This is a genomic window from Hymenobacter glacieicola (assembly GCF_014640315.1).
GTDB lineage: Bacteria > Bacteroidota > Bacteroidia > Cytophagales > Hymenobacteraceae > Hymenobacter > Hymenobacter glacieicola.
On record NZ_BMGS01000004.1, the window covers coordinates 208,734 to 220,605 of the forward strand.

The following is an 11,872-nucleotide window of genomic DNA, read 5'->3' on the forward strand; positions in this document are numbered from 1 at the left end:
CTGCGTCGCTCTGCGATATTCCTCTGCGGGAAACTACGTCTGCCCAGCCAGCCACTCCCGCAGCAGCCGAACGGCCCGCTCTTGGCTGTGGCCTTCGTCGGGCGTGCCCAGGGTAGCGTTGTAGTAGGCCGCCCGGCGGTATAGATCGGCAGGTTTGTGCTGCTGGTAGCGGCGTAAAGCGGCCGAGAGTTCGGGTAGGGTGTGGGCGCGCTCCACCAGGCCGCGGGCCGCGTAGCCGTAATAGTCCTCGGCCACACCGTGGCTGCCGAAACGAAAGTAGATGCTGGCCAGATTCAGCAGAGTAGCTTCCAGGTGGGTGCTGGTGTCGGCGGCTACGAGGGCATCGTGCTCAGCCAGAAATTCAAAAACGCTCTGCTGGCGGGCATCGGAAAACTGAAGCTGCGGGTGCTGCTGCCGCAGAAAGGAGAAGTCGCGCCGGTCGCCGGGGTGGGGACGGAACGTGAAGGTGAGGTCCGGGAACTCCTGCAACAGGTGAGCTAGGGTAGCAGCTACGGCCTCCGTTTCATCGAGGGTGTTGATGGCCACGGCCACACGCCGCACGTTCGGACGCTGGTTTTTACGAGCCAAAAAGGCATCGGCCTTGGGCATGCCTACCAGCTCTACCCGGCCGGCTACCGGGCCGCACTGCCGGTATTTGTCCAGAGCGTCCTGGCCTTCCAGCAGGCTGAAATCAAAGCCTAACGGCGGGAAGTTGGTGCTTACGCTGGCGTGCTGCATGTAGGCCGTGGGCACGCCACAAGCGCGGGCGGCCAGCAGAAGGGCGCGGGCGTCGTCGTTGTGGTCGTTGGCGAAGACAATGGCGCGGGGCTGGTAGTGGCGCAGGGCCCGGCAGTACACCTCGTAGTAGCCCACGGCGTTGAAAATCAGGTCAAAAAACCGCCAGGCCCGCTTGCCTTCCGTGCGCTGCAAGCCGAAATACGCCCCCGGAAACTGCCCGTAGTACAGCAGCTTGCGCCGCAACGACAAGCGGTTCACTTGCCCATTATAGCGCCCGATCTGCTTGCTCTGACCCGCCACCAGCACGCTTCCCGGTAAGGCTTCGCGCAGAAAGTGCAGGGAGTCGTAGTTGTTCTGGCTGACCACGTACAGCCACACTGCGCCGCGCAGCTGCTCCGGGTTGCGGATGGGCCGAAACAGGTTGCCCACCAGCCGCAGCCCCGCGTAGCCCAGCACCTTGGCCAGCCGCTTCCAGGGGCTGGCCGGGGAAATGGGTTCCAGCATGTGGGCCGGCAGCGAGGCAAACAGATCGGTGAAGCGAAGCTGGAGTATGTCGCGCAGGCGGGCGGTAGCAGAATTGGACATAGAACACAAAAATAGCGCGCCACAGGTGGGTAGCGCGCTATCAGGGCAGGAAGCAGGTTTAGTTTACAGGGCTTCCCAGGTTAAGGGAGTGCCAGCGCGCAAGTTCTGGCGGGCAGGTTTGCCCAGCAGCTGGTCGTAGTAGCGCGGGGGTAGCCCGTCGCCGGGGCGTACTACCCGCAGGTTTTCCTTGGTGAATATGTCGCCGGCTTTCATGTCGTGGGCCACGTATAAGGAGCGCTTGTAGAGGCGACTTTTTTCTTCGGCGCGCTGCACACCGTACTGCACCTGCCCCAGCGCCTGCCAGGCCCGCTCCGTTTCCGTAACTAGCTGGGCTACCTCCTCGGGCTCCAGGGAAAAAGCCGAATCCACGCCCCCATCGGCGCGGCGCAGCGTGACGTGCTTTTCCACTACGCAGGCGCCCAAGGCCACCGCGGCTACGGCCGCGCCTACCCCCATGGTATGGTCGGAAAGGCCCACCAGGGCATCGGGGAAAAGCTGCTGAAAATGGGGCAAGGTGCGCAGGTTGGTATTCTGGGGCGTGGCAGGGTAGGTGCTGGTACACTTCAACAGGATCAGCTCGCGGCAGCCCGCTTCCCGGAGTAGTTGCACCGCCTCAGCTACTTCCGACAGCTGGCTGGCCCCGGTGCTCATAATGACGGGCTTGCCCGTGGCCGCTACCCGCCGCAGCAGGGGCCAGTCGGTGTTTTCGAAGGAAGCAATTTTGTATGCCGGCACGTCCAGGGTTTCCAGGAAATCAACGGCAGTTTCATCAAAGGGGGAGCTGAAAGCCAGCATGCCGTGCTGCCGGGCCCGGTCGAAGAGCGGTTTGTGCCATTCCCAGGGCGTGTGCGCCTCCTGGTATAGCTCATGCAGTTCCCGGCCGTACCAAAGCGAGTTGGGGTCGTCGATGCGGTAGGCCCCGGGCAGGGTCATGGTATCGGCGGTGTAGGTCTGGAGCTTGATGGCGTGGGCCCCGGCCGCGGCCATAGCATCCACAATGGCCAAGCCGCGGCTCAGGTCCTGGTTGTGGTTGCCGCTGAGTTCAGCAATGATGAGGGGCGGCTGATCGGGGCCAACCAAGCGGGAGCCGAGAGAAAAATTCATGCGTAAAAATACAAGGTGCCGTTCGTACAGTCAGACAAGTTGTGCGCATCCAAAAACTAAGTGCGCTACAAACCTTATTAAAGTCTAATTCATTCTAAAAAGCCAGAAAACCACCTAGATACTAACAGATTATGTAGCCGGTTGGATTTTTTCCGGAAAAAAGACGGGATTAAAGCATGCTACCAGAATTCGGTCTACCGGCTGTCCTTCTACTAGATAGTGACCTTTTAAGCGACCCTCTTCTACCCAGCCGGCGCGCGTATAAGCTTTAAGAGAACTTTGATTGGTTTCAAACATGCCACCAAACAGCTTGCGGATACCAAATTCTTTGAAAGCAATAGTATTACCAAGCCGGATGGCTTCAATAGCCAACCCTCGACCGTGAAAGCGTCGGTCACCGATAAGAACTACCAGATCAGATATTTTGTGGTCGTGGTTGATAGGCCCGAGCTTGATAGTACCAATGCAGTTTTGACTTTCTTGATCTACAATGGCAAAAACGTAAACTGTACTGCTTGCAATTCCTTGTTCAATGCTGCCAAGTAGCGATTCGCGGGTATGAGTCTGACGCGAGTTTGTGTAAAAACGCATCAAATCGTCGTCCTGAAACCAACTGAGGAAAGCCTCATCAATATCAGTAGCCTTGAGGCTGCGTAGAAGCAGGCGCTCTGAGGCATATGCTTGGCTAAGTTGGATTAAGTCTGTAGCTTCCATCAGTAGTGAATATAAAGGAAAGAAAGGCTGGTGTAAAGCAGTTTTGCCATCTTAACAAGACTGCAGCAACTGAAACTCGTGGCGAAGCTGTTCAGGAGCGAATTGTGTGACGTAAGGTTGCCTAGGGGTATGCATTAGCCATTGCACTCCCTGACCTAGTGCCTGATTTAGCTCAAGACCAGTGTATTGCATAAAGTTGCCTACTGAATAAGCCTGCTGGTGGGCATGTACGTAGTCGGCCAAGTGATGCTGATTGCTTACAAAGTAGCCCGTTACCGCGGGTTTGCCTAAAGCTAGGCTTTCAATCAATATGGTACTTGCCGGACATATCACTGCGTCGTAAAGGCTCAACGCTTCAACCATAGCTGCCGCGCTTAAACCTCGAAGTTCTTCAACTCTGGTCTGGGGGTAAGCAGCTTTCAAATAGGCAATTTCTGGGGCAGTGACTGAAGCGCTACCCATTAGGAGTCCTACACGCTGGATAGCATCTTGGGAAAGTAAGCCTGCTAAGTAGCGAGCTGTCAATTGAAGTGGGTCGGCGCCCCCGAAGCAGAGTAGTACTTTGCTGATGGGGGCAGGGAGTTGGGGAAGCTGGGCATGTTGTAGAAAGGGTAGACGCAATAGCGAAAAGGCTGGCCCGAGGCAAAACCGTGTTGTAGGTAGGGTCTCGTACATCGCAGATGTCACCCCGGGCGAGTGGTTGATGATTAGATCGGCCACAAATGGGCCTTGCCGTAGGTCGTCGATGCATACTAAGCGGCACCCACTAGCCTTGACCTGGTGTTGATAACTGGTATCAAAATTATACCCGTCCAACACGACTACGTCAGTATCTGTGAGAAGATGCCTGCGCAGAAACTCACTTTCCGCCTCCCAAGAATCATGTGTAAGTGCAATCAAGTGCAGACCAGCCGCTTCAACTAGCGTTCGAACAGCTTGTGTAGGGGTGCGCACGACAAAGCAATCCTGACTTCCGGCATCTAGAATTGCCGCTAGGGCCAACGACCGAACTACGTGACCAAGCCCAATAGTGGCATTGCCATCAGCCCTGAAAACAAGACGCATCAGCTACAATATTCTGAACAGGGAGGAAGGAGAAAGGCAAACTTATTTTGTGAAGTCATACTTCTTTTGCTCAATATCGGCGTTTAGTGCTACTAGCTCGGGATGATCTTCCAATAGGTGCACTAACTGCCCCCCCGACAACACATCGGCGTGGTACTGCTCCAATAAGACTTTTAATAGGGCAAAATCTTCGGGTGTGTCTAGTGTTACACGAAGGCGGCTGACGTTGGGTTCCCGGGTAACGTGACTGAATTCCACTTTTCCCGAGCGGTTCTGGTGGATGTAGGGGGTAACATGCTCACGGTCAGAAAGTGTGGAAGCATGTTGCTGCGCTTCGGCTAGCAATTCAAAAGAAAATACCTCGAAGTCGAGCCCGCGTGGAAACGTGCGCACAATACCGTTGGATAAGTATAACCGAGGATTGGCTGCCGCTTGAAACTGTGCCACACCTTGCCGGATCAGGTTCCCGTCAATCAGGGGGCAGTCTGAGGTAACGCGCACAATGGTTTTAAGGCCGAACTGTTTAGCCGCCCCGTAATAGCGGCTGAGTACGTCGTCGGAACTGCCCCGAAAGCATGGTATTGCTAGCTGACCAGCGTGCTTTTCAATGATGTCATCTTCAGGTAAGGTAGTGGTAGCAATATACACTGGTAAGCCGCTGGCTTGCAGGCGCCGTACATGGAACTCCAGCATAAAAATGCCACGGGCGGTAAGTAGTACCTTGCCTGGTAGTCGGGTACTGCCCATACGGGCCTGCGAAATGACTCCAATACCTGCTGCAGCCATTAAAGAGTTAGTCATCGGGCTACGAATTCTTTAATTGATGCTACCACGTAATTCTGCTCAGCATCAGTTAAAGTAGGAAACAAAGGAATGCTCAGGCAGTGGGCATAATAGTTTTCCGCCAAGGGAAAGTCGCCAAGTTGCCAACCCAAACCTTGGTAGTAAGGCATGGTGTGCACTGGGATATAGTGAACCTGGGCGAAAATTTGCCGTTCCCGCAGGAAGTCGTACAGACCTTTGCGGTTAGGTACCTGAATCACATAAAGGTGGTAGGCGTGACCTGGCACTCCAGCAAGGGGGCGCACAGCTGGTATGGTAGCAAAAGCAGCATCGTAACGAGCTGCTAATTTACGGCGGCGTGCCAACCCTTCGTCGGCACGGGTGAGCTGGCTGATGCCTAGTGCGCAAAGCATATCAGGCATCCGGTAATTGTAGCCTAGTTCTTGCATTTCCATATACCATCCCCCGTCATGACGGTGCATTAGAGCGGGGTCTTTAGTAATGCCATGGGTGCGCAAGCGTAGCAGGTCCGCATATAGGTCGGGGCGATTAGTTGTAATCATACCCCCCTCACCCGTAGCAATATGCTTTACTGGGTGAAAAGAGAAAATAGCAAGATCTGCAAACTTACCGTTGCCGCAGCGCTGCTCCTGACCTTTGGAATCCGTAAAAAAGCCGCCGGGCGCGTGGCAAGCATCCTCAATAATCCAGAGCGAAAATTCATCTGCTAATTGGCGAGCTGCTTCCATATCTATGGCTAGCCCGGCGAAATCAACCGGAATCAGCCCGTGAAAATGGCCTCGGGGGTGGCTTTCTAGCAGTTGACGTACTGCCTGCAGGTCCAGTAATCCCGTTTTTGGATCAATGTCGGCGAAATGGACTTCTCCACCACAATATCGTACGCAGTTAGCCGAAGCTGAAAAGGTAATAGGGGTAGTAATGACCCGTTGACTAGGCTGTGCACCCAACGCCAAAGTGCATAGGTGAAGAGCAGCTGTGCCATTACTCACAGCTACTGCATATTTTGCCCCAATGTATCGCGCAAAGGCTTCCTCAAACTCACCTACTTTGGGCCCTTGGGTGAGATAATCAGAATATAAGGTTTCCGTGACGGCCTGCACGTCCTCAGGAGTGATGTGCTGACGGCCATAGGGAATTGGATGTAGAGGTTGGAGTGGCATGGAAGAGGCAACAAGAAAAAAGACCGGCTTAGTTGCTAGTAACAAAGATAGACGGCCTTTATTCTGTACCTAGAGTATCTGGCTACTGAAGTTCCTCTTGCTAAAATGTGGTCCGACGTAAAACAAGCCAATGTCTTTTTTAGCTTTGCTATCCTGAGGCTAATATATGATGGTAGATCTGTATTAAAATCATGTGAAATAGGCTTTTAACACAGGAGAAAACAGTTTATAAATGAAGAAAATCTTTACAATAGTCTTGTTGCTTACGCTACAACACACAGTACTAGCGCAGCGGGAAAATAACAACTGGCTTTTTGGTAGCAATGCGGGAGTGAGTTTTGCAGGAGCTGCTCCTGTTGCTGTCACCGGTAGTGCAATGGACACCTATGAGGCATGCGCTTCCATCTCGGATGCGGCCGGGAATCTGTTGTTTTACACGAGCAGCGTGAATGTATGGAACCGCAACCATACACTAATGCCGAATGGGCAGGCGTTGGGCGGCCATGAATCGGCTAGCCAAGGAGCCGCCATTGTGCGACATCCTGCCAATGCCAACCAATACTACATTTTTGTTGTAGACGCCTGTGATAATCTGCTGCGAGGTGGACTGAAATACTCTATCGTGGACATGAGCCGGCAGGGAGGCTTAGGTGAGGTGACAACTCGGGCGGTGCAGGTGCCTAGTGGGAGCGTAACAGAAAAACTCACCATTGTACCTCATGCCAACGGCACGGATAGTTGGATATTGGTGCATGGATGGCAGTCGAACCGTTTTCTAGCTTTCCAGCTGACAGCTAATGGCCTTGTTACAACACCTATTACATCTAGTGTTGGTTCGGTACACTCAGGTGGTGGTGGGAATTTCCAGAATGCCAACGCAGTAGGCTATATGAAGGCTTCTCCTGCAGGCAACAAGCTTGCAGTAGGAATTCGCGACGGAAATTTTGAGTTGTTTAATTTTAACAACGCTACGGGCCAAGTAAGCAACTACGTGCCACTACAGCAGTTTTATCGTAGCTACGGCGTCGAATTTTCACCTGATGGGTCCCGCTTATATGGTACTAATCTCGATGGTCATAGCTTGATACAGTTTAACCTACTAGCAGGCTCAGGGGCCGCTATTGCCGCATCAGGCACGGTGGTAGGGTATACTTCTGGATTCGCTGGCGCTTTACAAGTTGGACCTGATGGGAAAATCTATGTGGCTCAATATCAGGTGAGGTATCTAGGAGTGATTAATACTCCCAACGCCCTTGGCAACGCCTGCAATTTTCAAACGGCCGGAGTGAATTTGGGGAATCAGTTTTGCCAGATAGGACTACCTAATAATTACACCCTGCCTGTTCAGCCCCTTGTAGCTTCTTTTACCAGCAACACGGTGTGTTTTGGCGCTGTTACTCCATTCACAGCTACTATCAGTGGGGGAACGGGAGCTGCCACCGCTACTTGGAACTTTGGCGACCCAGCTTCTGGCACTGCTAACACGGCTACAGGCCTCACGCCTACGCATTCTTTTTCGGCTCCCGGTACGTACTCCGTAGTATTGACCGTTGCAGAACCTGGAATAGGACAACCGCTTACTATTACTAGGTCGGTAGTAGTAGCACCAGTACCTACGGTGAACTTGGGCCCCACCGTACAGCAGGTATGTCAGGGGCAATCCGTTACGCTGAGTGTAGGAACGCAGCCAGTTGGCACGACAGTTCGCTGGCAGGACGGCTCTACCGCCTCCACTTTCATTGCTACTACCTCTGGGCAGTACTATGTAGATGTAACAAACGCTCAAGGCTGCACCGTTCGGGCCAGCACTGCGGTGCAGGTAGTGGCGCCACCCACACTTGCCTTAGGCCCGGCTGTGCAGCGCTTATGTCAAGGTCAAAGCCTCACTTTGTCGGTGGGAGCGCAACCAGCGGGAACCACCTACCGCTGGCAGGATGGCTCAACGGCTGCTACCCTGGTAGTACGATCAGCTGGTATTTACTCAGTGGTAGTAACCCTACCGCCTGGCTGCAGCGCACAAGCCAGCACCCAAGTAGAGGTAGCACCAGTGCCTACCGTAAATTTGGGTCAAGATACCACTCTCTGTTTGCAACAGCCGGTACTATTACGAGCGGGGCTCCAGCCAGTCGGCAGTACCTACCGCTGGCAGGATGGCTCAACAGCCGCTACTTATTTGGCTTCTACCGCCGGTACGTATTCAGTAGAAGTAACTTCGCCAGCTGGGTGCGTGAGTCGGGACGAGCGGGTGCTCTCATCAGCGGATTGCCCATTTCAAATTCCGAATGTAATTACGCCGAACGAGGACAACTACAACGAAGCATTCGTGTTGAAGGGCCTCAATCCAAAGGCATGGAGTTTGGTACTCTTCAACCGCTGGGGCCGCCAAGTGTACCAAACAGCGAGCTACGACAATACTTGGAACGCCAACGGCCAGCCGGATGGCCTCTATTACTATCTGCTTACTAATCCTACCACCGGTCAGCAGTACCGAGGCTGGGTGCAAGTCAGCCGATAAAAAAGGCCGCGCTTTTCAAAAAGCGCGGCCTTTTTGTGCGTGCGAATTTATATAATTGGTCCTAGGCTGTAAACCCGGCGTCTACGTGCAGGCGGATTTCCTCCCGGATCTGCTCGGCGTCCATCCACTCGGTGTTGTTGCTGGAGTCGTAGTGGAAGCCGGGCTCTACGCGGCGCCCCCCGAAGTGCTTGATGAAGTCGTCGACGTCCCAGCGCGGGGTAAAGGGCAGGATAACGTAGTACTTGTTCAGCTCCACGGTGCTCAGCGCGTCGGTTTCGGTAATCATTTCCTCGTGCAGCTTCTCGCCGGGCCGGATGCCCACAATTTCCTGGCGGCAGTTGGGGCCGATGGCTTTGGCTACCTCCGTAATCTTGTAGCTCGGAATCTTGGGCACGAAAATCTCCCCGCCCCAGCTGTGCTCCAGCGCGTACAGCACCAGGTCCACGCCTTCCTCCAAGGAAATGTTGAAGCGCGTCATGTCGGGGTGGGTGATGGGCAGCACGCCGGTGTGGCGGCGCTGCAGGAAAAACGGTACCACCGAGCCGCGGGAGCCAATTACGTTGCCGTAGCGCACCACCGAGAAGCGCAGGTCGCGGGAGCCTTTCATGTTGTTGGCGGCCACAAACAGCTTATCGGAGCAGAGCTTGGTAGCGCCGTAGAGGTTGATGGGCGCGGCGGCTTTGTCGGTGCTCAGGGCTACTACGTCCTTCACGCCGCAGTCCAGGGCGGCGTTAATCACGTTTTCGGCCCCGAAGATGTTGGTTTTGATGCACTCCATTGGGTTGTACTCGGCGGCGGGCACCTGCTTGAGGGCGGCGGCGTGCACAATAATGTCGATGCCCTCGCAGGCCCGCTTCATGCGCTCCGCATCGCGCACGTCGCCAATGAAGTAGCGAATGGCCGGGTACTGCGAGTGCGGGAAAATCTGCGACATCTCGAACTGCTTCAGCTCGTCGCGCGAGTACACCACCAGGCGCTTCACCTGCGGGAATTTCTCGAAAACAGTCTGCACAAACTGCTTGCCGAACGAACCGGTGCCGCCGGTTACCAGAATGGATTTATGATTGAGGTCGAGAGCCATGGGAAGTAATGAGGGGAGGAGGAGAAGAGGTGAAACGTCACCCAAACCGGACCTCCCGGGGTAAGGAGGGCAAAAGTAGACATTCCGCCCGGAGCTTGCGTACTTTTGCCGGCGTTACCCATTTCCTGCCCTCATCCTGAGCTGTAGTCAAGAACTTCACCCACTTCGGTGAAAAGGTAGTAGGCAACTTCTGGAAGAGGTGCTACGCCACGGCTCAGGGTGACACGTGACCTTTACTTTTTGCCATGGCTGCCGCTACCCCCGCCCAACCCGTTAAAGTTATCATCTGGGATTTGGATGATACATTCTGGAAGGGCACGCTCTCGGAAGGTGCCGTGGAGGCGCTGGCGGAAAATCTGCAGCTGGTGCGCGACACGGCGGCCCGCGGCATCGTGCATACCATCGTCAGCAAGAACGATTTTGCGCCGGCCGAGGCCAAGTTGGTGGAACTGGGCATCCGCGACCTGTTCGTGTTTCCGCAGATCAGCTGGCAGCCCAAGGGGCCGATTATCAAGCAATTGCTGGAACAGATGCAGCTGCGCGCGCCCAACGCCCTGTTTCTCGACGACAACTCCATGAATCGGGCCGAGGCGCAGTACTACAACCCCGGCCTGCAGGTAGCCGACCCCGCCGACCTGCCCGCGCTGGCCCCCCAGCTGCGCGCCACGGGCAAGCCCGATCCTGCCTTTTCGCGCCTGGAGCAGTACAAGCTGCTGGAGCGTCAGCAGCAGGCCCGCACGCAGTACAACGACAACCTGGCCTTTCTGCACGACGCGCAGGTGCGCATCGAGTTTCGCGAAGGTGCGGCCGTGCGGCCCGATCTGGACCGGATCGAGGAGCTCATCAACCGCTCCAACCAGCTGAATTTTACCAAATACCGCGTCACGAAGGAAGAGCTACGGGCCAGTTTCGAGGACCCTACCCGCCGCTGGGGCACCGTGCGCGTGCACGACCGGTTCGGGGACTACGGGCTAGTCGGGATTTATTGCCTGAACACGGCCACCAACCAGCTGGAGCAGCTGGTGTTTTCCTGCCGCATCCTGCATTTGGGCGTGGAGCAGTTTACCTACGCGCGGCTCGGGTTTCCGGCGCTGCAGGTGCAGGGCGAAGTAGCTACGGAGCTGAATACCACGGAAACCCCCGCCTGGATTACGGTAGTAGAGCCCACTACCGGGCCGAAGGTAGAAGCTGGCCCCGAAGCGGCGGCCGTCTCGGCGGCGGCTCGGCTGCGGGTGCTCCTGAAAGGTGGCTGCGACCTGGGCCAGCTGACGCCTTTTCTGCAGGCTTTCGAGCTGGACGTGGTGGAGGAGTTCAACTACAATAACGAAAACCAGATTCCGGTTCACCTGGAGCACACGGCCTTGCTGCGGGCCAGCCGGGAGTGGCCGGCGGCGGAGCAGCAGCGCCTGGCTGCCGCGCTACCCTTCCTCGGCCGGGAAGCCTTCGAGACCCGGCTGTGGCAGGGGGGCTACGACGTACTGGTGTACAGCCCCTTGATGGACTATACCCAGGAGCTGTACCGCGAAAAGGCCACGGGCTTAGAAATTCCGTTCGGTGGCTACCAGAACCTGACTACCGTTGACCCCGTGGCACAAGCGGCGAAGTATGAGCAGCGGCGCTTTCAGGGTCTGGACGAAGCGTTTCTGCGCCGGTTTCAGCAGGAGTTTGAGTGTGCTGGCCAGATTTCGCCCGAGCAGTTCACGGAAAATCTGCGGTGGCTCCGGGCTCAAGTGCCAGCTCAGGTTCCTATTTTCTTCCTGAACGGGGCCGAAATAGAAGTGCCTGGCTCAAGCGAAACCGGAGCTGCTCAGCGCCATCAGCTGATGAATCAGGCGCTGGCCGACTTTGCCGCTACCGCCGAAAACTGCGTGGTAGTGGACGTGCGCGACTTCGTGCAAACCCCCGCCGATGTGACCAATAACCTGCGCCACTACCACCGCCAGCACTACCGGACCCTGGCCCAGCGCCTCGCCGCAGCTATTGGGGAGTGGCGAGGCCAGCACTTGGCTCACTCTTCCTGGACCGACCTCAAAGCCCGGGCCGCTAGCCTGGTGCCAGGCAAGTTGCGCGGGCTGTTCAAGTAATGAACTGGTGAACTGAAACCCA

At 55.8% G+C, this 11,872-nt stretch carries 9 protein-coding genes; 2 read left to right on the plus strand and 7 right to left on the minus strand.

Going from position 1 to position 11,872, the window contains the following annotated elements; genetic code table 11:
* Positions 1 to 33: 33 nt before the first annotated feature.
* The 6 genes from IEW18_RS08870 to pseC form a co-directional block, all read right to left on the minus strand.
* On the minus strand, positions 34 to 1,323 hold the full coding sequence (locus tag IEW18_RS08870; protein WP_188557484.1) for a glycosyltransferase family protein: 1,290 nt from the start codon (positions 1,321 to 1,323) through the stop codon (positions 34 to 36).
* 63 nt (positions 1,324 to 1,386) lie between these two features.
* Positions 1,387 to 2,427 (minus strand): pseudaminic acid synthase, encoded by a 1,041-nt coding sequence (pseI, locus tag IEW18_RS08875; protein ID WP_188557485.1) that lies wholly within the window; start codon positions 2,425 to 2,427, stop codon positions 1,387 to 1,389.
* Positions 2,428 to 2,556: 129 nt separating this feature from the next.
* Positions 2,557 to 3,141 (minus strand): GNAT family N-acetyltransferase, encoded by a 585-nt coding sequence (locus IEW18_RS08880; protein ID WP_188557486.1) that lies wholly within the window; start codon positions 3,139 to 3,141, stop codon positions 2,557 to 2,559.
* A 51-nt stretch (positions 3,142 to 3,192) separates the two neighbouring features.
* Complete coding sequence (gene pseG / locus IEW18_RS22005; RefSeq protein WP_188557487.1) at positions 3,193 to 4,206, minus strand: UDP-2,4-diacetamido-2,4,6-trideoxy-beta-L-altropyranose hydrolase; 1,014 nt, start codon at positions 4,204 to 4,206, stop codon at positions 3,193 to 3,195.
* 42 nt (positions 4,207 to 4,248) lie between these two features.
* The gene (locus IEW18_RS08890; protein ID WP_229728662.1) at positions 4,249 to 5,007 is read right to left on the minus strand and encodes a cytidylyltransferase domain-containing protein; all 759 of its coding nucleotides are present in this window, start codon (positions 5,005 to 5,007) and stop codon (positions 4,249 to 4,251) included.
* Positions 5,004 to 6,170, minus strand: coding sequence for a UDP-4-amino-4,6-dideoxy-N-acetyl-beta-L-altrosamine transaminase (gene pseC / locus IEW18_RS08895; RefSeq protein ID WP_188557488.1), 1,167 nt, complete (start codon positions 6,168 to 6,170; stop codon positions 5,004 to 5,006). The genes IEW18_RS08890 and pseC overlap by 4 nt, the downstream gene beginning before the upstream one ends.
* A gap of 232 nt (positions 6,171 to 6,402) precedes the next feature.
* Between pseC and IEW18_RS08900 the strand changes: the two genes are divergently transcribed.
* Positions 6,403 to 8,685 carry a T9SS type B sorting domain-containing protein gene (locus IEW18_RS08900; protein WP_188557489.1) on the plus strand — a complete coding sequence of 761 codons (2,283 nt, stop codon included), beginning with the start codon at positions 6,403 to 6,405 and terminating at the stop codon, positions 8,683 to 8,685.
* A gap of 61 nt (positions 8,686 to 8,746) precedes the next feature.
* Here the strand turns inward: IEW18_RS08900 and pseB are convergent, their stop codons facing one another.
* A complete protein-coding gene (gene pseB, locus IEW18_RS08905; protein ID WP_188557490.1) occupies positions 8,747 to 9,766 on the minus strand; it encodes a UDP-N-acetylglucosamine 4,6-dehydratase (inverting) in 1,020 nt (339 codons plus the stop codon).
* Positions 9,767 to 10,011: 245 nt separating this feature from the next.
* Between pseB and IEW18_RS08910 the strand changes: the two genes are divergently transcribed.
* Positions 10,012 to 11,850 (plus strand): hypothetical protein, encoded by a 1,839-nt coding sequence (locus IEW18_RS08910; RefSeq protein WP_188557491.1) that lies wholly within the window; start codon positions 10,012 to 10,014, stop codon positions 11,848 to 11,850.
* Positions 11,851 to 11,872: the final 22 nt, after the last annotated feature.